The sequence below is a fragment of the Janibacter indicus genome, from assembly GCF_900176385.1.
GTDB classification, from domain to species: Bacteria; Actinomycetota; Actinomycetes; order Actinomycetales; family Dermatophilaceae; genus Janibacter; species Janibacter indicus.
Genome location: NZ_FWXN01000011.1, coordinates 37805 through 57664, shown reverse-complemented (window position 1 = coordinate 57664; position 19860 = coordinate 37805). Strand labels below are relative to the sequence as shown.

At 73.1% G+C, this 19860-nt stretch carries 22 protein-coding genes; 11 read left to right on the top strand and 11 right to left on the bottom strand.

Going from position 1 to position 19860, the window contains the following annotated elements; all coding sequences use genetic code 11:
- Positions 1 to 61: 61 nt before the first annotated feature.
- From B9B60_RS13640 to clpS, 7 genes are read right to left on the bottom strand one after another with little or no spacing between them, the layout of a single operon-like run.
- The gene (locus tag B9B60_RS13640) at positions 62 to 583 is read right to left on the bottom strand and encodes a hypothetical protein (protein ID WP_084452228.1); all 522 of its coding nucleotides are present in this window, start codon (positions 581 to 583) and stop codon (positions 62 to 64) included.
- On the bottom strand, positions 583 to 795 hold the full coding sequence (locus B9B60_RS13635) for a hypothetical protein (protein WP_084452226.1): 213 nt from the start codon (positions 793 to 795) through the stop codon (positions 583 to 585). Before B9B60_RS13635 ends, B9B60_RS13640 begins: the two co-directional genes overlap by 1 nt.
- A complete protein-coding gene (locus tag B9B60_RS13630) occupies positions 792 to 1406 on the bottom strand; it encodes a class I SAM-dependent methyltransferase (protein ID WP_084452225.1) in 615 nt (204 codons plus the stop codon). Before B9B60_RS13630 ends, B9B60_RS13635 begins: the two co-directional genes overlap by 4 nt.
- Entirely contained in the window at positions 1403 to 2170 is a 768-nt protein-coding gene (locus B9B60_RS13625; protein ID WP_084452223.1) for an MBL fold metallo-hydrolase, read from the bottom strand. Before B9B60_RS13625 ends, B9B60_RS13630 begins: the two co-directional genes overlap by 4 nt.
- Positions 2167 to 2979, bottom strand: a complete 813-nt coding sequence (gene murI, locus B9B60_RS13620) for a glutamate racemase (RefSeq protein WP_084452221.1) — start codon at positions 2977 to 2979, stop codon at positions 2167 to 2169. Before murI ends, B9B60_RS13625 begins: the two co-directional genes overlap by 4 nt.
- On the bottom strand, positions 2976 to 3614 hold the full coding sequence (locus B9B60_RS13615; RefSeq protein WP_084452220.1) for a DUF2017 family protein: 639 nt from the start codon (positions 3612 to 3614) through the stop codon (positions 2976 to 2978). Before B9B60_RS13615 ends, murI begins: the two co-directional genes overlap by 4 nt.
- Positions 3614 to 3904: an ATP-dependent Clp protease adapter ClpS gene (clpS, locus tag B9B60_RS13610; protein ID WP_084452218.1), complete on the bottom strand. Its 291-nt coding sequence runs from the start codon at positions 3902 to 3904 to the stop codon at positions 3614 to 3616. Before clpS ends, B9B60_RS13615 begins: the two co-directional genes overlap by 1 nt.
- A 15-nt stretch (positions 3905 to 3919) precedes the next feature.
- On the opposite strand from clpS, the gene B9B60_RS13605 reads away from it, so the two are divergent.
- The 8 genes from B9B60_RS13605 to B9B60_RS13570 all read left to right on the top strand — a co-directional run bounded on the left by B9B60_RS13605 (position 3920) and on the right by B9B60_RS13570 (position 14818).
- The gene (locus tag B9B60_RS13605) at positions 3920 to 5242 is read left to right on the top strand and encodes a nicotinate phosphoribosyltransferase (protein ID WP_084452216.1); all 1323 of its coding nucleotides are present in this window, start codon (positions 3920 to 3922) and stop codon (positions 5240 to 5242) included.
- A 109-nt stretch (positions 5243 to 5351) separates the two neighbouring features.
- Positions 5352 to 6707, top strand: a complete 1356-nt coding sequence (locus B9B60_RS13600) for an MFS transporter (protein WP_084452214.1) — start codon at positions 5352 to 5354, stop codon at positions 6705 to 6707.
- Positions 6707 to 8917, top strand: a complete 2211-nt coding sequence (locus B9B60_RS13595; RefSeq protein WP_084452212.1) for a molybdopterin oxidoreductase family protein — start codon at positions 6707 to 6709, stop codon at positions 8915 to 8917. The genes B9B60_RS13600 and B9B60_RS13595 overlap by 1 nt, the downstream gene beginning before the upstream one ends.
- Positions 8914 to 10452, top strand: coding sequence for an FAD-dependent oxidoreductase (locus B9B60_RS13590; protein WP_084452211.1), 1539 nt, complete (start codon positions 8914 to 8916; stop codon positions 10450 to 10452). The genes B9B60_RS13595 and B9B60_RS13590 overlap by 4 nt, the downstream gene beginning before the upstream one ends.
- A 10-nt stretch (positions 10453 to 10462) precedes the next feature.
- Complete coding sequence (gene nirB / locus B9B60_RS13585; RefSeq protein ID WP_084452366.1) at positions 10463 to 13054, top strand: nitrite reductase large subunit NirB; 2592 nt, start codon at positions 10463 to 10465, stop codon at positions 13052 to 13054.
- On the top strand, positions 13051 to 13443 hold the full coding sequence (gene nirD / locus B9B60_RS13580; protein ID WP_084452209.1) for a nitrite reductase small subunit NirD: 393 nt from the start codon (positions 13051 to 13053) through the stop codon (positions 13441 to 13443). Before nirB ends, nirD begins: the two co-directional genes overlap by 4 nt.
- Positions 13440 to 14549, top strand: a complete 1110-nt coding sequence (locus tag B9B60_RS13575) for a uroporphyrinogen-III synthase (protein ID WP_084452207.1) — start codon at positions 13440 to 13442, stop codon at positions 14547 to 14549. Before nirD ends, B9B60_RS13575 begins: the two co-directional genes overlap by 4 nt.
- Entirely contained in the window at positions 14546 to 14818 is a 273-nt protein-coding gene (locus B9B60_RS13570) for a VOC family protein (RefSeq protein WP_159451218.1), read from the top strand. Before B9B60_RS13575 ends, B9B60_RS13570 begins: the two co-directional genes overlap by 4 nt.
- Here the strand turns inward: B9B60_RS13570 and B9B60_RS13565 are convergent, their stop codons facing one another.
- Positions 14819 to 15403 carry a nitroreductase family protein gene (locus tag B9B60_RS13565; RefSeq protein ID WP_084452205.1) on the bottom strand — a complete coding sequence of 195 codons (585 nt, stop codon included), beginning with the start codon at positions 15401 to 15403 and terminating at the stop codon, positions 14819 to 14821.
- A 72-nt stretch (positions 15404 to 15475) separates the two neighbouring features.
- On the opposite strand from B9B60_RS13565, the gene B9B60_RS13560 reads away from it, so the two are divergent.
- From B9B60_RS13560 to B9B60_RS13550, 3 genes are read left to right on the top strand one after another with little or no spacing between them, the layout of a single operon-like run.
- Positions 15476 to 16570 (top strand): serine hydrolase domain-containing protein, encoded by a 1095-nt coding sequence (locus B9B60_RS13560; protein WP_084452203.1) that lies wholly within the window; start codon positions 15476 to 15478, stop codon positions 16568 to 16570.
- Between the two features lie 5 nt (positions 16571 to 16575).
- A complete protein-coding gene (locus B9B60_RS13555) occupies positions 16576 to 17196 on the top strand; it encodes an isochorismatase family protein (protein WP_327078593.1) in 621 nt (206 codons plus the stop codon).
- Positions 17193 to 18023 carry a uroporphyrinogen-III synthase gene (locus tag B9B60_RS13550; RefSeq protein ID WP_234993877.1) on the top strand — a complete coding sequence of 277 codons (831 nt, stop codon included), beginning with the start codon at positions 17193 to 17195 and terminating at the stop codon, positions 18021 to 18023. Before B9B60_RS13555 ends, B9B60_RS13550 begins: the two co-directional genes overlap by 4 nt.
- A gap of 9 nt (positions 18024 to 18032) precedes the next feature.
- Here B9B60_RS13550 and B9B60_RS13545 read toward each other — a convergent pair whose 3' ends face one another.
- Genes B9B60_RS13545 through B9B60_RS13535 form a run of 3 tightly spaced genes read right to left on the bottom strand, consistent with a single transcriptional unit; the run spans position 18033 to position 19858 of the window.
- On the bottom strand, positions 18033 to 18902 hold the full coding sequence (locus B9B60_RS13545) for an RDD family protein (RefSeq protein ID WP_084452365.1): 870 nt from the start codon (positions 18900 to 18902) through the stop codon (positions 18033 to 18035).
- Between the two features lie 12 nt (positions 18903 to 18914).
- Positions 18915 to 19433, bottom strand: a complete 519-nt coding sequence (locus B9B60_RS13540; protein WP_084452199.1) for a DedA family protein — start codon at positions 19431 to 19433, stop codon at positions 18915 to 18917.
- Complete coding sequence (locus B9B60_RS13535; protein ID WP_084452196.1) at positions 19430 to 19858, bottom strand: biliverdin-producing heme oxygenase; 429 nt, start codon at positions 19856 to 19858, stop codon at positions 19430 to 19432. Before B9B60_RS13535 ends, B9B60_RS13540 begins: the two co-directional genes overlap by 4 nt.
- Positions 19859 to 19860: the final 2 nt, after the last annotated feature.

Genomic DNA, 19860 nt, shown 5'->3' with positions numbered 1-19860 from the left:
GCCGCAGGGCACTGCGTCGAACGGCACCGCGTGTCGTACTGCAGTTCGGCGTCCGAACCCGTCAGGCCGCTGACGCCTCACCGGTACTGAGGTGAACTGCAGTACGACGCGCGACGACACGCCCCGCGACCGGCTCGACGAGCAGCACCGTCACCATGGCGAGCAGGACCGCGGTTGCGGCGATCGGCCCGGGCGCGGCCAGGGCACCAGCCGCGCCCGTCGCGAGGGCGGCCACCGGCCGCAGCCAGGTCATCGGTCCGAGCACGAGTGCCATCGCGAGGTAACGCCAGCGCCAGCCGAGGGTGACGAGCACGAGCACCGCCAGCAGGGTCGGCAGGCTGAGCCAGGCCGACCACAGCACTCCCGCACGGGCGATCGCCTCGCGCTCGGGTCCGGTCGTCACCACGGCACCGACGACCACGGGCACCACGAGGAGGGCGACAGCCACAGCCAGTCCGAGAGCGTTGGCTGCCAGGTCCCGCCGCCACGACGGCAACCGACCGGTGCGGCCCTGCGCCGCGCGGTACCCGCTGAAGGCACCGTCGAACGCAACGACGACCCCGAGCAGGACCACCCAGCCCATCAGGCCCCCTTCGTCCCGATGACCGGTCGCACGACGTGCCGCACGCTCTGACCGGCCATGCACTGGGCGGCGTAACCTGGCGCGCCCTCGGCGACGGCGGCCAGGAGGACGGCCGCGGGGTGCGCGCGCCGAGCGGAGAGGTTGCCGTCGTGCCGGGACAGGGCCACGCGCATCCGTGCCCGGTGGAAGACCCAGGCGCCCAGGCGCGTCACCGGCCCCGGCTCCGGGTCGTCGTGGGCGAAGGCCGCGACACCGGCCTCGTGGTGGGGGCGAAGAATCCCGGCAGGTGGGTGGCCGGGATGTGGTGGAGCACGCCGGACGAGATGACGACGGTCGCCTCCGGGTCGTCGATCGCGAGCCCGGGTTCGAAGGCGTCGACGCCGACGAACCGCGCCCGGCAGCCGTCGGCACGCGCCAGCTCACCGGCCCAGGCCATGAGCCCGGGGTCGTGGTCGACGCCGACGAGCTCGACCCCGGCGAGGATCGGGTCGTGGCTGAGCCAGCGCAGGACGTAACCGCTGCCGCAGCCCAGGTCCACGACACGGCGAAGGGGGCGACCCGTCCGTCCTCGCAGGCGGCCGAGCTCCTCGCTGATCCGGTGCGGCATCTCCATCTCCTCACCGAACCGCTGCAGCTCGGCGTGCACGCGCCGCATGAGCGCCTCGACGTGCCCGGCGTCGAGGACGTCGTCCGTGGCCGGCAGTCGCTCGACGAGCCGCGCTGCCCGCTCCTGCCCCGAGGCACGCATCCGCGCAGCCGCCTCGGACCGCCGGGCCGGGCCGGGTGTGATGAGGTCGCTGATCTCCAGCGGCGGGAGGCTCACACCTCGTAGGTGGCGTCCGGCCGGGCGAGCTCGACCTCACCGGGCCACACCTGTGCGGCCTCGGCGCGACAGGCCTGCGGGTCGTTCCACGCGGGGATGTGCGTGAGCATGAGGCGCTGGACGCCACCGGCGGCGACGGCGGCCTCGGCGGCCCGTCGTCCCGTGAGGTGGATGCCGCGCACCTCGTCGCGCCCCTCGACGAAGGCCGAGTCGACGAGCACGAGGTCGGCGTCGGCGAAGAGCGGCGACAGCGCGTCGCACGAGTCGGTGTCACCGCTGTAGGCGAGCACCCTGCCGTCCGCCTCGACGCGGAAGCCGTACGCCTCGACCGGGTGGTTCACGAGGAAGGGCCGCACGACGAAGGGTCCGATGTGCGTCGGCCTGCTCGTGGAGATGCGACGGAAGTCCAAGACCCCGGTCATGCCGGCCTCGTCGATGCCCTCGTAGGCCGCGGCGAGGCGCTCGGCCGCGCCTGCGGGGCCGTAGACCGGCAGGCGCTCGGTGAGCGCACCCTCGGGCCGGTAGGTGCGGGTGACGTACATGCCGGTGAGGTCGATGCAGTGGTCGGGGTGCAGGTGGCTGAGCACGACGGCGTCGAGGTCGGCGGGGTCGGCGTGCCGCTGCAGGGCGCCGAGCGCGCCGTTGCCGAGGTCGAGCACGATGCGCCAGGTGCGCCCCTCGTGCTCGGCCGTCACGAGATAGCAGGAAGCCGGCGACTCGGGGCCCGCGAAGGACCCGGAGCACCCGACGACGGTGAGCCTCACGACTCTTCCCCCATGTTGCCGAAGACGTCCGCCACCTCGGGGCCGAGGAAGCGGCGGGCCAGCGACCGGAAGCGATCCGGGTCTCCCGTGGTGGTGAAGCCGTGCCCCGGAGCCGGCAGCGACTCGGGACGCAGCAGGTCGTGGTCCGCAAGGACACGGTAGACGTCCTTGGCCGTTTCCTCGGCCGATGAGACGAGGGTGACACCCTCGCCCATGACGTAGGACAGGGCACCGGTGAGCAGCGGGTAGTGCGTGCACCCCAGGACGAGCGTGTCCACCTCTGCCCGACGAAGGGGGTCGAGGTAGCCCCGGGCGACGTCGAGCACCTCCGGCCCGGAGGTCGTGCCGGCCTCGACGAGCTCGACGAAGCGCGGGCAGGGCTGGGAGTAGACCTGCGTGTGCGGCGCCGCCGCGAAGGCGTCGAGGTAGGCGCGGGAGCGGTGGGTACCCTCGGTCGAGATGACCCCGACCTTGTGGTTGCGGGTGGCGAGGACCGCCCGGCGCACGGCCGGTCGGATCACCTCGATGACCGGTACGTCGTAGCGCTCGCGGGCGTCGTGGAGCACCGCGGCCGAGGCGGTGTTGCACGCGATGACGAGCAGCTTGACGCCGTGGTCGACGAGCCGGTCGAGGCACTCCAGGGCGAACTCTCGGGTCTGCGCGATCGGCCTGGGACCGTAGGGCGCTCGCGCCGTGTCGCCGAGGTAGGCGACCGACTCGTGGGGCAGCTGGTCGATGACCGCACGGGCGACGGTGAGCCCGCCGAAGCCCGAGTCGAAGATGCCGATCGGCGAAGGGCTCCCGCTCACTCCGGCGCCTCACCGACGAGCGCCTGGGTGAGGGACTCCTGCAGCCAGGTGAGGAAGTCGTAGACGCTCAGCGCGAAGACCGCCGGGTCGTCGGGGTCGAGCGTCTCGACGAGCTCCTCGAGCCGAGTGGCGTCCTCGTCGGTGCGCAGCCCGAGCCGCTCCCCCATGACGAGGCGCACGTCGGTCAGGGCAACGAGCACGAGGGGTGCCTCGCGGCGGGGCACGACCCAGCGGTCGCCGGCGGCCGCCTCGAGCAGCCGCACCGTCGCAGCGAGCCCGTCGTGCTTGCGCTGGCGCAGCCCCTGCTCGGTGAAGCGACGGAACTCCGCCGCCTCCTGCTCGTCCTCGCGGTTGCCCGTCGGGAAGAGCCGGTCGAGCGCCGGGTCACGGTCCTCGTCGAGGCCGAAGGCCCGGTCGGGGACCCCGACGCCCGCAGCACCCTGCTCGGTATCCGTGGCGAGATCACCCAGCCCCGCGACGATCGCCTCGAAGGGGTCGGCGTGCTCCCCCTTCGTCACGGAGGCGGGGGCGACGAGGTCCATGACCTGCAGGCACAGGCCGGCGACGACCGCCCGCTCGTTGTCGTCCATGATCGCGACGAGGTCGTCCCCGTCCGCGGCAAAGGCGTGGGCCATCAGGTGTCCTTCTGGAAGGTCGCCCACAGGCCGTAGCCCTGCAGCGCCTCCGTATCGGCTTCCATCTGCTCCTTGGGGCCGTGCGCGACGACGGCGCGGCCCTTGAGGTGCACGTCCATCATGAGCTTCTCGGCCTGCTGCTTCGGATAGCCGAAGTGCGTCTGGAAGACCCAGGTCACGTACGACATGAGGTTGACGGGGTCGTTCCACACCAACGTGATCCACGGGGTGTCGACGGCCTCGACGACGTCGGGCTCGGACGTCTGCTGCTCGGCTGGGGCGATGGACACGCCCTCCAGCCTAGAGTGGCCGGCGTGACGATCCGACCCAGCACCGCCCTGCTCACCGATCACTACGAGCTGACGATGCTCCAGGCCGCCCTGCGCAGCGGCGCGGCGTCGCGTCGCTGCGTCTTCGAGACCTTCGCGCGGCGGCTGCCGAGCGGGCGCCGCTACGGGGTCCTCGCCGGCACCGGTCGCGTGCTCGACGCCATCGAGGACTTCCGCTTCGGGCCGGAGGAGCTGCGCGACCTGCGCGAGCGCCGGGTCGTCGACGAGGACACTCTCGGCTTCCTCGCCGACTACCGCTTCGACGGGGACGTCTGGGGCTATGCGGAGGGCGAGACCTACTTCCCCTACTCCCCCGTCCTCGTCGTCGAGTCCGACTTCGCCCACGGCGTGATCCTCGAGACGGTGATCCTGTCGATCCTCAACCACGACTCCGCCGTCGCCTCGGCCGCGTCGCGGATGACCGGTGCCGCCGGGTCGCGGCCGGTCATCGAGATGGGCAGCCGTCGCACGCACGACGAGGCGGCGGTCGCGGCGGCGCGGGCGGCCTACATCGCCGGATTTTCCTCTACCTCCAACCTCGAGGCGGGGCGGCGGCACGGTGTCCCGACGGGCGGCACCGCGGCGCACGCCTTCACCCTGCTGCACGAGAGCGAGCGCGAGGCCTTCGAGGCGCAGGTGGCCTCGCTGGGTGCAGGCACCACCCTGCTCGTCGACACCTACGACGTGACCGAAGGGGTGAGGACGGCCGTCGACGTCGCCGGCACCTCCCTCGGTGGCGTGCGTCTCGACTCCGGTGACCTCGTGGTCCAGGCGAGCGAGGTCCGCGAGCAGCTCGACGCGCTGGGCGCGACCGAGACCAAGATCGTCGTCACCTCCGACCTCGACGAGTACGCCATCGCGGCGCTGGCAGCCGCCCCCGTCGACACCTATGGCGTCGGCACCCGGGTGGTCACCGGGTCGGGCCACCCGACAGCGTCGATGGTCTACAAGCTCGTCGCCCGCGAGGACGACGAAGGGCGGATGATCGGCGTCGCCAAGAAGAGCAAGGACAAGCAGTCGGTCGGCGGCCGCAAGTACGCGCTGCGTCGGCGCAACCCGCTCGGTGTCGTCGAGGCCGAGGTCCTCGGCATCGGCGAGCAGCCGATCGGCGACGCCGACGACCGCGACCTGCTCGTGCGGCTCGTCGAGGGCGGCGAGGTCGTCGGGCGCGAGCACGCCAGCCTCGAGGGCGCGCGTGCCCGGCACGAGGCCTCGGTCGCCGAGCTGCCCCGCTCGGCCCACCAGCTGAGCCAGGGTCAGCCCGCGGTGGAGACGGTCTTCCTCACCGAGACCCCGTAGCGGTCTCGACCCGCCCTCACAGCGCAGCGCCCCCGGGTGTGCGGGCAGGGTAACGCGGCCTTTACGTCCGCAGACCGGGCGCGAAACACGGCCTTGCGAGCCTCCCGGCATGACCACGACGCTGCCCACGAGCACCGCTGCCGCAACACCCGCCGCTGGTCCCGTCCGCCGAGCCGGGCGCTGGATCGACCACTGGGACCCGGAGGACGCGGGCTTCTGGGCCGCCGGGGGTCAGGCCGTCGCCCGCCGCAACCTCGGGTGGTCGGTGCTCGCCGAGTTCCTCGGCTTCTGCGTGTGGGCGCTGTGGAGCGTCGTCGTCCCGCAGCTGAACGGCGTCGGCTTCGCCCTCACCCTCGACCAGCAGTTCTGGCTCATCGCGGTGCCGAGCCTCGTCGGCGCCTTCCTGCGCGTCCCCTACACCTTCATGGTCCCGCTCGTCGGCGGGCGCAACTGGACGATCATCTCCGCGCTGCTGCTCCTGCTGCCCACTCTCTCCCTGGCCTGGGTCGTGGGCCGGCCGGAGACCCCCTTCGCGCTGCTCCTCGGCATCGCCGCACTCGCCGGCTTCGGCGGGGGCAACTTCGCCTCGTCGATGACCAACATCTCCTTCTTCTTCCCCGAGGCGGAGAAGGGGAAGGCCCTGGGGCTCAACGCCGCTGGCGGAAACCTCGGCACCGGCATCGTGCAGCTCGTCGTCCCCGCCGTGATCGCGATCGGCGCCGGGATCCACCTCGAGCGGGCCGGCCTGCTCTTCGTGCCGCTCGTGCTGCTCGCCGCGCTCGGCGCCTGGCGCGGCATGGACAACCTCAGCACCGCGCGGTCCGACCACCGCAGCTGGGCGAAGGCCGCGACCCACCCCCACACCTGGATCATCTCCTTCCTCTACATCGGCACCTTCGGCTCCTTCATCGGCTACTCGGCGGCCTTCCCGACGCTGCTCACGAGCCAGTTCCCCGAGGTGACGACGTCGATCGCCTTCGTCGGCGCGGTTCTCGGTGCCGCGAGCCGGCCGCTCGGCGGGACCATCGCCGACCGGCTCGGCGGCGCGCGGGTGACCATCGCGGCCTTCGTCGTCATGGGGCTCGCCGCGGGGCTGGCGATCCTCGCCCTCTCCGCGCACTCCTTCGTCCTCTTCCTGCTCGCCTTCCTCGTGCTCTTCACCGGGGCCGGCATCGGCAACGGCGCGACCTATCGGATGATTCCGGCCGTCTTCCGGGCCGGGGTGCGTGACGGGGCCGAGCTCGCGATCGCCCGGCGCAGCGCCGCCGGCTGCATCGGGATCGCCGGTGCCGTCGGTGCCGTCGGCGGCTTCCTCGTGCCGCGTGGCTTCGCCATGTCGACGACGGGCTTCGGCTCGCTCGTGCCCGCCATCGGGGTCTTCATCGCCGCCTACGTCCTCATGGCCGCGCTCACCTGGGCGGTCTACGTCCGCCGTGGCTCGCGTCTGGCCGGCGAGGGCATCTGATGGTCGACAGCCACTGCCCCTACTGCGCGCTGCAGTGCGCGATGACGATGGAGCCGGTGGGTCTCGGGACGGCAGGTCTCGAGGGTCGGCCGCAGACGGCCTCCCACCGCCCACGCGGAACGTGGGACCCAGACCAGCGAATTGAGGTGGAGGGCCGCGACTTCCCGACCAACCGGGGCGGCATGTGCCGCAAGGGGTGGACGTCGGCCGAGGTGCTGCGCGCACCCGACCGGCTCACCACTCCCCTGGTGCGCGGCTCCGACGGCGAGCTGCACCCGATGGGCTGGGACGAGGTGCTCGACCTCCTCGCCGACCGGCTGCGGTCGATCGCGGCCGAGCACGGGCCGGACGCGGTGGCCGTCTTCGGCGGTGGCGGGCTGACGAACGAGAAGGCCTACCAGCTCGGCAAGTTCGCCCGGGTCGCGTTGCGCACCAAGCACATCGACTACAACGGCCGCTTCTGCATGGCCTCTGCCGCGGCCGCCGCCAACCGTTCGCTGGGTATGGACCGGGGCATGCCCTTCCCCATCACCGACCTGGACACCTCCGGCGCGATCCTGCTCCTCGGCAGCAATGTCGCCGAGACGATGCCTCCCTTCGTCGGGCACCTGGCGGGAGCTCGCGCGGCCGGTGGGCTCGTCGTCGTCGACCCGCGCCGCTCGGCCACGGCCGACCTCACCGACGACGGGCAGGGCGTCCACCTGCAGCCCGTCCCCGGGACCGACCTCGTCGTGCTCCAGGCGCTGCTGCACGTCGTTCTCGGCGAGTCGCTCGCCGACGAGGCCTACCTCGCCGAGCGGACGAGCGGGCTCGACGACGTCGCCCGCTCCGTCGCCGCGTGGTGGCCCGAGCGGGCCGAGCAGGTCTGCGGGGTACCCGCTGACGACCTGCGGGCGACCGCTCGGCTGCTCGCGGCGGCCAGCCCCGCACGGGGAGGCGCGGGCGTCCACGTCCTCACCGGGCGCGGCGTCGAGCAGTCCACCCAGGGCACCGCGACGGTCACCGCCGCGATCAACCTCGCCCTCGCGCTCGGCCTCGTCGGACGCGAAGGGAGCGGCTATGGCGCCCTCACGGGTCAGGGCAACGGCCAGGGTGGGCGCGAGCACGGGCAGAAGGCGGACCAGCTGCCCGGCTACCGGATGATCGCCGACCCGGCCGCCCGCGAGCACGTCGCCGCGGTCTGGGGCGTCGACGCCGACGACCTGCCCGGCCCGGGCCTGCCGGCCGTCGAGCTGCTGCGCTCCCTCGGCACCCCCGGCGGACCCCGGGCACTTCTCGTCCACGGGGCCAACCCCGTCGTGAGCGCACCCCGCGCCGATGCCGTCGCCGATCGACTGCGCGCACTCGACCTGCTCGTCGTCTGCGACGTCGTCCCCTCCGAGACCGTCGCCCTCGCCGACGTCGTCCTGCCCGTCACGCAGTGGGCCGAGGAGGAGGGCACGATGACCAACCTGGAGGGCCGGATCATCCGGCGCCGCAAGGCGATCGACCCACCCGAGGGCGTCGTCTCGGAGCTGTGGGTGTGGTCGCAGCTCGCCGCTCGCCTCGATGCCCCGGGCACGTGGTCGACGGTCCCGTCGGAGGTCTTCGACGAGCTGGCCAGGGCGAGCGGGGGCGGCCGCGCCGACTACTCCGGGCTGAGCCACGCCCGCCTCGACCGCGAGAGCGACCTGCACTGGCCCTGCCCGGCCACCGGCGAAGGGGAGGCCCCGCACCCGGGCACCCCGCGCGCCTTCCTCGACGACTTCCCCACGCCCGACGGCCGTGCCCGGCTCGTGCCCGTCGACCACGTCGGCCCGGCCGAGGACCTGCGGCGCGATGCCCCGCTCTTCCTCATCACCGGGCGCGTCCTCGAGCACTACCAATCGGGGGCACAGACCCGCCGGGTGGCAGCGCTCCTCGCAGCGCAACCGACCCCCTTCGTCGAGGTGCACCCACTCCTCGCCCACCGCCTGGGCATCGAGGAGGGCGACCAGCTCGACCTGCGCACCGCGCGGGCCACGGTCACCGCTCCCGCGCGGATCACCGACCGGGTCCGGCCGGACACGGTCTTCATGCCCTTCCACTTCGCCGGTGCCGGGAGCGTCAACCGGGCGACCAACGACGCGGTCGACCCAATCTCGTCGATGCCGGAGTTCAAGGTGTGCGCCGTCGACGTCGCCGCCGGCACGGCCGATCACGTCCCCGAGCCGCTGGAGGTCAGCGCATGAGCCACATCGTCGTCATCGGCTACGGGATGGTCGGGTCCCGATTCGTCGAGGACCTCACGGCCGCCGACCACGCCGGCGAACACCTCGTCACGGTGCTCGGCGACGAGGCCTGCGAGCCCTACAACCGGGTGCTGCTCAGCGACGTCGTCGCGGGCACGCGCGGGCTCTCGGCGATCGTCCTCCCCGCGCCCGACCACCCGCGCGTCACGGTACAGCGCGGCGTCGCGGTGCGGGCGATCGACCGTGGGCGCCGCGACGTCGTCCTCGCCGACGACACGCGCGTCCCCTACGACGAGCTCGTCATTGCCACAGGTGCGGCCGCCCGGGTCCCGACGATCCCGGGTCTCGGTGACGATCCAGCCGGCGGTCACCTGCCGAGCGGCGTCCACGTGCTGCGCTCCATCGACGACGCCCGCGAGATCATCGCGGCGACGCTCAACGCCCGACGCGCCATCGTCCTCGGGGGCGGCGTGCTCGGTCTCGAGGCCGCGAGCGGGCTCGCCCGACGCGACCTCGCCGTCACCGTCGTCCACCCCTCCCCCGCCCTCATGGAGCGTCAGCTCGACGAGGCCGCCAGCCGCGTCGTCGAGTCGACGCTGCGCCGCACCGGTGTCGACCAGCGCGTCGGCGTCGGGGCGCAGGAGGTCGTCATCGAGGAGGGCCGGCTGCGACGGGTGCACCTGACGAACGGCGAGGTGCTCGCCGCCGACCTGCTCGTGCTGTCGACCGGCACCGTGCCCAACACCCAGCTGGCCGAGGCGGCCGGGATCGACGTCGACCGCGGCATCCTCGTCGACGCCGACCTGACGACGAGCGACCCGCACGTGCACGCCATCGGTGACTGCGCCCAACCTCCCGGCGGCGCCACCGGCCTCGTCGCCCAGGGGTGGGAGCAGGCCCGTCGTCTCGCCGACCTGCTCACCGGTCGCGACCCCGAGACCGTGACCACCGGCGTCGGCGACGTCGTCAAGCCCAAGACCCACGGTGTCGACATCGTGACGATGGGCGTGTGCGGCAGCGGCCGGGCCGACGACCCCGGACTGCGCGTGGTGCGGCTCAGCGACCCCTCTGCCGGCCGGCACCTCGAGATCGTCGTGCGCGACGGCCTGCTCCTGGGCGCCACGACCGTCGGCGCGGGTCGCGTCGGCACCGACCTGATCACCACCTACACCCGCCGCACGCCCCTGCCGGCCGACCCGGCGCACCTGCTGCTGCCGGCGGTCGCGCCTGCGGCCACGACGACGCGACGGGACTCCCCTTCGCTCATCCCGGACCGGGCAACGATCTGCCGCTGCAACGGCGTGACGAAGGGGGACATCCGCACCGAGTTCGCCTCCGGCGCAACGACGCTGGAGCAGGTGGCCGCGAGCACGCGGGCGACGACCGGCTGCGGCGGCTGCACCGACGCCGTGTGCGGGATCCTCGACTGGCTCGGCGCCGACGCAGGCCCCTCACAGCCCCCGACCACGCCTGGTGAGGACGGGTTCACACCGGGGAAACACGACCAAGACCGAGCCGAAACGAGGGCTTCCTAAGTTGAGCACCATGCCAGAGACCACCACCCCCACCACCGGGCCGCAGCAGCTCGTGATCGTCGGCGGCGGCATGGTCGCGCGCCGGCTCGTCGACGCGCTCCGTGCCCGTGACGATGCCGGCCGATGGGCCGTCACGCTGCTGTGCGAGGAGCCGCGTGCGCCGTACGACCGCGTCGCGCTCACCTCCTACTTCACCGGGCGCCACCCCGAGGACCTCGCCCTCGGCGGGCAGGAGCTGTGGGACGACCCGCTCGTCACGCTGCGCCGCGGTGTCCGGGCCGAGAACATCGACCGTGACGCGCGGACGGTGACGACGAGCACCGGCCAGGTCCTGCCCTACGACTCCCTCGTCCTCGCGACCGGCTCCTACGCCGCCGTGCCGCCTGTGCCCGGCAAGGACCTGCGCGGGGCCTTCGTCTACCGCACGATCGACGACGTCGCCGACCTGCGCGAGTTCGTCGAGACCCGCCGCGAGGAACTCGACCGGCCGGTGCGCGGCGCGGTCGTCGGCGGCGGCCTGCTCGGCCTCGAGGCGGCCGGTGCCCTGCGGGCGCTCGAGGTCGAGACGACGGTCGTGGAGTTCGCGCCGCGCCTCATGCCGCTGCAGGTCGACGAGGGAGGCGGCGAAGGCCTCAAGCGGCTCATCGAGGGTCTCGGCGTCTCGGTGCGCACCTCGACCGCGACGTCGAAGATCGTCGGCGAGCGCGGAGCCGTCTCCCGGATGAGGTTCAGCGACGGTCCCTCGCTCGACGTCGACGTCGTCGTCTTCGCCGTGGGTGTCCGTCCGCGCGACGAACTGGCCCGCGAGGCCGGTCTCGAGATCGGCGAGCGCGGCGGAGTCGTCGTCGACGACGCCTGTGCCACAGCCGATCCCGCGATCCACGCGATCGGTGAGGTCGCCTGCATCGGCGGTCGTTGCCTCGGTCTGGTCGCCCCCGGCTACACGATGGCCGAGATCGTCGCCGACCGGCTGCTCGGCGGCGCGGGGACCTTCCCCGGGGCCGACCTGTCGACCAAGCTCAAGCTCCTCGGTGTCGACGTCGCGAGCTTCGGCGATGCCTTCGCGCAGGAGCCCGGCTCGCTCGAGGTCGTCATCTCCGACCCCGTCGCGGGCGTCTACAAGAAGCTCGTCATGAGTGACGACGCCCGCACCCTGCGCGGCGGCATCCTCGTCGGCGACGCCAGCGCCTACTCCTCCCTTCGCCCGATGGTCGGCCGTGAGCTCGGCGGAGACCCCGCGGCCTACCTCCTGCCCGAGGGGGCCGCCGCGGCACCCGCCGGGGACCTGCCAGACGAGGCCGCGGTCTGCTCCTGCAACAACGTCACCGCAGGTGAGATCCGCTGTGCCGTGGGCGAAGGTGGCTGCACCGACCTCGCGGGGGTCAAGGCGTGCACCCTCGCGGGCACGAGCTGCGGCTCCTGCCTGCCGCTGGTCAAGAAGCTCGTGACGAGCGAGCTCGCCGCCGCCGGCGTCGAGGTGAGCAGTGCGCTGTGCGAGCACTTCGAGCAGTCGCGTGCCCAGCTCTTCGACATCGTCCGGGTCCAGGGGTTGCGGACCTTCAGCGAGATCATCGAGCGCCACGGGACCGGCCGCGGCTGCGACATCTGCAAGCCGGTCATCGGCTCGATCCTCGCCTCGCTCGGCACCGGGCACATCCTCGACGGCGAGCAGGCGACCCTCCAGGACACCAACGACCACGTCATGGCCAACCTGCAGAAGGACGGCTCCTACTCGGTTGTCCCGCGCATCCCGGGCGGCGAGGTGACGCCCGAGGGGCTCATCGCCATCGGCGAGGTGGCCCGGGAGTTCGGCCTCTACACGAAGATCACCGGCGGCCAGCGGATCGACCTCTTCGGTGCCCGGATGGACCAGCTGCCCGGCATCTGGCGGCGGCTGGTCGACGCCGGCTTCGAGTCGGGTCACGCCTACGGCAAGTCGCTGCGCACGGTGAAGTCCTGCGTCGGCTCGACGTGGTGCCGCTTCGGCGTGCAGGACTCCGTCGGCCTCGCGATCGACCTCGAGCTGCGCTACCGGGGCCTCCGCTCACCGCACAAGATCAAGCTCGGCGTCTCCGGGTGCGCCCGTGAGTGCGCCGAGGCCCGCGGCAAGGACGTCGGCATCATCGCCACCGACAAGGGGTGGAACCTCTACGTCGGCGGCAACGGCGGCTTCACCCCCAAGCACGCCCGCCTGCTCGCCGAGGACCTCGACACCGAGACGCTCGTGCGCACCATCGACCGCTTCCTCATGTACTACGTGCGCACCGCCGACCGCCTGCAGCGCACCGCCCCCTGGGTCGAGGAGCACGAAGGGGGTCTGGACGCGATCCGTGCCGTCGTCATGGACGACAGCCTCGGCATCGCCGACGACCTCGACGCCGCGATGGCCGCGCACGTCGGCAACTACCGCGACGAGTGGGCGGCCACGCTCGCCGACCCCGACAAGCTGGCCCGCTTCGCGTCCTTCGTCAACGCCCCGGACGCCGTCGACGACTCGCTCGCCTACGTCGGCGAGCGCGGCCAGGCCCGCCCCGCCACCCCGCAGGAACGCTCGGACGCGTCCGTCCTCATCGCCGGCACGACCCTGGAGGTCCGCTCATGACCACTGCTCCCCCGCAGACCCGGGTGCGTCTGTGCGCCCTCACCGATCTCGTCCCCGAGCGTGGCGCCGTCGCCCTCGTAGACGGACTGCAGGTCGCGCTCGTCCGCACCCACGACGACGTCGTTCACGGCATCGACAACCTCGACCCCTACAGCGGCGCCCACGTCATCGCCCGCGGGCTCGTCGGCACGCGGGGCGGGGTCCCGACGGTCATCTCACCGATGTACAAGCAGGTGTGGGACCTGCGCACGGGCGCCTGCCTCGACGGTGCCGGCAGCGACCCGGTCGACCTGCGGACCTGGCCCGTGGCGGTCGTCGACGGCGAGGTCTGGATCGAGCCGTCCAGCGACGAGGTGACGGGCTCCCCCTTCGACCGTGGCGTCACGTGAGCCTGCCGCAGCTGCTCGCCGGGTGCGTCGTCCTCGTCACCGGGGACCGGCGAGCCGGTGACCTGCGCGCCGCCCTCGAGCGGCGCGGTGCCCGGGTCGTGCACACCCCGGCGCTGACGATCGTGCCGCACACCGCCGACGCGGAGCTCGTGGAGCGGACCCGGGCACTGCTCGCCGCAACGCCCGACGTCGTCGTCGTGACGACGGCGATCGGGTTCCGCGGGTGGGTCGAGGCGGCCGACGCCGCCGGACTCGGCGAGGAGCTGCACGACGTGCTCGACGCCACCCGGATCATCGCCCGCGGGCCCAAGGCCCGGGGTGCGATCCAGGCCGCCGGGCACGACGCCGACTGGGTCGCCGAGTCGGAGACCTCCGCCGAGATCCGCGACTTCCTCATCACCGAGGGCGTTGCCGGACAACGGATCGCGGTCCAGCACCATGGCGCCGGGTGCGAGGAGCTCGACGTCGACCTCGCCGCCGCCGGTGCCTCGGTGACTCCCCTCGTCGTCTACCGGTGGGGCCCACCACCGGACGCCGACGCGGTGACCTGCGGCGTGCAGCAGGCGGCGGTCGGTGACGTCGACGTCGTCGTCTTCACCTCCGCCCCCGCCGCCGCAGCCTGGCTCGACGCCGCGCAGGACGCCGGCGTCCTGCCGTCGATCATCGGCCGGGCCAGCACCGGGCGCCTCGTCGTCGCCGCCGTCGGGCCGGTCACCGCACGTCCGCTCGAGCACGTCGGCATCGCCCCGCTGCTCCCGGAGCGGGCGCGGCTGGGGTCGCTCGTGCGCGCCGTCGTCGGTCACTACGAGGCGATGATGGCCACCGCCGTCGAGACCGTCGCCGGACCGCTGCAGCTGCGCAGCACCGCCGCCGTCCTGGGTGATCGCGTGCTCGCCGTCTCCCCGAGCGGCCTGTCCGTGCTCCACCTGCTCATCGACGCGAAGGGGGATGTCGTCACCCGCGCCGACGTCCTCGAGGTGCTGCCGGGCGACTCCGCCAGCGGTCACGCCGTCGAGGTGGCCGTCGGCCGGCTGCGCGAGGCGATCGGGGACCGCCGCGTCGTCGAGACCGTCGTCAAGCGGGGCTACCGCCTGGCCACGGCCTGAGGCAATCCGCTCGCGGCGACGGACCACCGGGTGCTCTTCATCGAGGTGCCCGGCCCGACTCCGGCAAGAACAAGATGCACTGCGACCTGCGGCCGACCGGCCTGACGCAGGCCGAGGAGGTCGAGCGCCTGCTCGCCCACGGCGCGAGCCTCCACGCCGACCTTCGCGGGCACTACGGTCCCGGCACCGGGTGGGTGACCCTCGTCGACCCGGAGGGCAACCTGTTTTGCGTGCTGAGGTCCGACGGTGAGCTGGCCGCCCGGGACTGATCAGGCCCCGTCGCCGGCCTCGAGCCAGACGATCTCCTCGAGAGCGAGCCGCTCCCGACTGGTCCCGGGTGACGGGATCTCGCCCGGGCGATGATCGGCCACGCCGAAGGCCGTCATCGAGACGACCTCGAGGTGCGGCGGGACGGCAAGCTCCGCCGCCACCCCCTCGCGGTCGAAGGCCCGGAACTGGTGGCTGTCCAGCCCGATGGTCAGCGCCTGGACGCACATGTGCGCCACCGCCTGACCGAGGTCATAGGTCGCGAACTCCGAGTACTCCCAGCCCGGCGCGTCCTCGATGCCCACCACGGCGAGGTTGACCACGATCGCCGACGCGGCGGGCGCCCACGCCCCTGAGCTACGGGTCAAGTGGCGCACGATGCGCTCGTGCACGTCGTCCCCCCGCACCCCCACGACGAAGCGCCACGGCTGCGAGTTGCCCGCGGAGGGCGCCCGCCGAGCGGCCTCGAGCATCGTCTCGACGTGTGCTCGCTCGACGACGGCGTCCTCCCGGAAGCGCACCGGGCTGAAGCGGTGGGCCAGCGTCGGGTGCAGCTCGGGGAGGTCGGGGATCGTGCACGAGGTCATGGCTCCAGTGTGCTGCCGAAGGGGGGCACTCCCCCTTCGCCGCGCCCGGCAGATCCGTGCCACGGTGGGGCGATGAACGCACTCGAGGACCTCACCCGCACCCTCGACCGGCTGCAGGGTGCCGGCGAGCTCGCGGGCTGGGCGGTCGGCGTGGCGGATGCCGACGGAGCCCGCCCGCGCGTGGGTGGGGCCCTCTCCCCCGGCGGAGCGCCGATGACGCCGGCCACCCAGGTCGCCCTCAGCTCGTGCACCAAGCCGATCGGGGGCGTGCTCGCGCTGCGAATGGTCGAGCTCGGAGCGCTCACCCTGGACGAGCCGGTCGCGCCCTGGCTGCCCGAGCTCGCCGAGCCGCGCGTCCTCGTCGGCCCCGAGGCCGACCTCACCGCCACCGTCCCCGCCGAGCGACCGATCACGCTGCGCCACCTGCTGACGATGACCCCGGGCTTCGGGTGGGTGAGCGAACCGGGCCCGCTTGCCGACGCCCTCGCCCGTGAGCAGGTCGCCCCCGGCCCCTTCTGCCCACCGATGTCACCCGACGACTTCATGCGCCGGCTCGGCAGCCTGCCGCTGGCCGACCAGCCGGGCACGGCCTGGCGCTACCACACGAGCAGCGACGTCCTCGGGGTGCTGCTCTCCCGGGCCACCGGATCGAGCGTCGCCGAGCTGCTCGCCGAGCACGTGCTGCAGCCGCTCGGGATGACCGACACCGGCTACACCGCCCATGCCAGCCGCCTGGCCGCACCGCTGGCCCCCGAGGAGGGCGGGCCCCGGCCCGTCGAGCTCCCGGCGGGCACCTACGTGGACCCACCCCCCTTCGCGTCCCTCGCCACCGGGCTCGTCTCGACCGTGCCCGACCAGCTGGCCTTCCTGCGTTCGCTCGTCGGCGGGCCCACCGTCCTCTCACCCGGGTCCCTCGCGGCCCTGCGCACCGGCACGCTCACCGACGAGCAGCGCCGCACCGCAGCGGGGTTCATCGAGCCGGGCTGCGACTGGGCCCTCACTGTCGAGGTCCGTCCCGGCGGGCAGGTGGGCTGGGCCGGCGGCCTGGGCACCATCGGCTACGCCGACCCGGCCACTGGGCGGGCCGCCTTCCTCGCCACGGCGGTCACCGTCGACTCCCCCGCGACGATCACGGCATTCGACAGCTTCTGGGGCCTTTTCGACTGAGCGACATGGCATCCTTGACAGGCATGGGCCGCGCACTCGTCCTCGTCGACATCCAAAACGACTTCTGCGAAGGGGGCTCCCTCGCCGTCACCGGTGGAGCCGCGGTCGCCGCACGGGCGGCTGAACGCGTGCTCGACGACTGGCAGGGGCACGACCTCGGGCACCGCGACTACACCGCCGTCGTGGCCACCGCCGACTGGCACCACGACCCGGGCGAGCACTGGGCGGTCGACGGCGAGCCCGACTACGCGACGACCTGGCCGGTGCACTGCGCCGCCGACACCCCGGGCGCGGAGTTCCACCCCGCGCTCGAGCCGGCTCTGGCGCACGTCGACGAGGTCTTCCGCAAGGGGATGACGGACGCCGCCTACAGCGGCTTCGAGGGGGTCGCCGCCGGTGACGGGCACACCGATCTCGCCGGCTGGTTGCGCCACCACGGCATCACCGACCTCGACGTCGCTGGCATCGCCACCGACCACTGCGTACGCGCCACGGTCCTCGACGGACTGCGCGAGGGCTTCGCCGTGCGCCTGCTCACCGACTCGATCGCCGGGGTCGCTCCCGCGACCACCGAGGCCGCCCTCACCGAGATGATCTCCGCCGGCGCCACGACGGACGCCTCGTGAGCGCACCCCTGCCCCCGGTCATGGCCGGGCGCACCGTCCTGATCACCGCCGACCGCCGCAGCGAGGACCTCGCCGACGCCTTCGCCCGCCGCGGCGCCGCGATCCGTCACGCGCCCGCGATGACGATCGTCCACCACAGCGACGACGAGCAGCTCGTCGACGACACCCGCGCCCTGATGGCCGACCCGCCCGACGCGCTCGTCATCACGACGGGGGCCGGCCTGCGGGGGTGGATGGAGGCCGCCGAGGTCGCCGGTCTCGACGACGCGTTGCGCGCGGCCCTCGCCGACGCCTACATCGTCGCGCGCGGCCCCAAGGCCAAGGGAGCGCTCATCTCCCGTGGTCTGCGCGCCGACTGGGTTGCCGAGTCCGAGACCGCCGCCGAGATCATCGAGCACCTCCTCGACCGCGGTGTCGAGGGCACGACGGTCGCCGTGCAGCACCACGGCAACGGCTCCGACGGCATCGACGACGCGCTCGCGCAGGCCGGGGCGAGGGTCGCTCCCTTCGTCGTCTACCGCTGGGGTCCCGCGCCGGACCCCGCAGCGGTGACCGCATCCACCCGAGAGGCGGCTGCCGGCGAGATCGACGTCGTCGTCTTCACCTCGGCTCCTGCCGTGGCCTCGTGGTGGACCGCCGCCGAGGAGGCCGGGGTCGCCGACGAGATCGTACGCCGCTCCCGCGACGACCTGCTCGTCGCCGCCGTCGGACCGGTCACCGCGGCACCGCTACGGGCGAAGGGGGTCGAGCCGCTCGTCCCCGAGCGCAGCCGGATGGGCGCGCTGATCCGCGCGGTCCTGCTCCACTTCGGCGACGCCGTCGACTGAGCGCGTCCGTCAGCGCTGCTGACGGCCCCGGACGACCTGGGTGCCGGCGATCTTGTCGTGCAGCGCCTGACGTCGCGGGTCCTTGGCCGGCCAGATGAGGTCGGCGAGGGTGACGAAGAAGACGAGATAGCTGACCAGCGGGATGAGGGAGAAGACCCCGACCGACAGCGGCAGCAGCATCCGCATGAAGGCAGTGCCCGCGCTGATCCGCCCCGGTCGTTCGACCTTGCGGACCGAGATGCCGAGCAGCATCTTGCCCGGCGTCGCGCTGCGGGTGCTGAGGAAGCCGACGTGGTAGACGGCCTGAAGGAGCAGCGAGAGCCCCGCGGCGATGAAGAAGTACTGCCAGTCGAACATGCCGGTCAGCTCGGCGGGGGTGAGGTCGTTGACGGCGTCCTGGTTGCCGTCGAGGGCCGCGCCGTAGACGAAGTCCCAGTAGTCGGCCATCCACAGCCACCACGCCCAGCCGGTGACGAGCAGGTTGAGCACCGCGACGACGAGTCCGTCGATGAGGTAGGCGCCCGCACGGGCGCCGTAGCTCGCGAGGGGTTGCCCGTCCTCGGTCGTCGGCTCGGGGGCTGCTGCGTACCCGGAGTAACCCGAGTGGCCGGGGTGGCCGTGCGCTGTCGGCTGCTGCCACTGGGGCGCGCTCGGCTGCTGGGTCTGGCGACCGAAGACATCGGTGCCTGGAGCTCCGTGCCCGGGGACGTCACCGGCGGGCGAACCGCCCCCGACGCCGGCGGCCGGGTCGGCCGGTACCCGGGCCACCCGCGTGCTCTTGGGCTCGGTGCGGTCGCTCCAGATGATGCCGTCGAAGTACCGCAGCCGGGAGTCGTCGTCAGGATCGTCGTACCAGCCGGCGCGGTCGGGGGTGCTCATGCCCTCACGATCTCACGGCCCCCGCGTCGCCTCTGACATCCCTCGGTCCGTGCCGTCGACCACCGAGGGCGCCGGGCGCCGCGCGCGCCGCCGGTGCACCACCACGATGGTGACGACCACGGCGACGAGGGCCACGGCGGCGAGGGTGGCGCCGACCGGAGAGCGGGCCGCGGCCGCGAGCCACGCACGCGCGGCTGCCAGCCCGACGGTCGCGTAGATCGTGGCCCACACGATCGAGCCGAGGGTCACTGCCGGCAGGTATCTGCGGAGCGGCATCCGGGTCACCCCGGCGGTCGCGTTGACCGCGGTCTGGATGCCGACGGTGAAGAAGCACAGGACCACGGCGATCGGCCCCCACCGGTTGACGAGGTCGCGGGCACGCTGCCAGGCGGGTGAGCCATCCCCTTCGACCTTGCGCCATCGGCGGCTCCCGGCGGCGGCCCCGCGGCCCAGCCAGTAGGTCGCATTGGCCCGGAGCATGACGATGACGAAGAGCGCCGCGAAGGCCGGGAGGAACTGGGACCAGGTCACGCAGGCCCGCCGGCGGCTGCGTGCTCGGAGGCACGCGCCGCGCCGAGGTCGGCGAAGACCCGCCGGTTGAGCTCGAAGCTGTCGACCGCCGCGTCGAGGACCCGGCGTCGCGTGGCCTCGTCGAGCACCAGCGAGTCCAGGGTGGCCCGGTAGGAGTCCTTGTAGGGCTTCGGCTTGGGGATCTCCTCGAAGTGGTAGAACCTCAGACCCGCCGGGTCGATGCCGTAGTGCCGTTGCACCATCCGCGCGTTGATCTGCCCGCCGGACAGGTCGGGCACGATGTGGATGTCCCCGTCGGCGAGACGGCCGTCGACGTCACCGCCGCACAGACAGGCCATGTCCTGCTCGACGAAGGCCGAGCCCTCGGCGTCGTCGTGGGCCGAGGCCGTCTCGGCGCGCAGGGCGAGCGACAACGGCTGGTTCATGG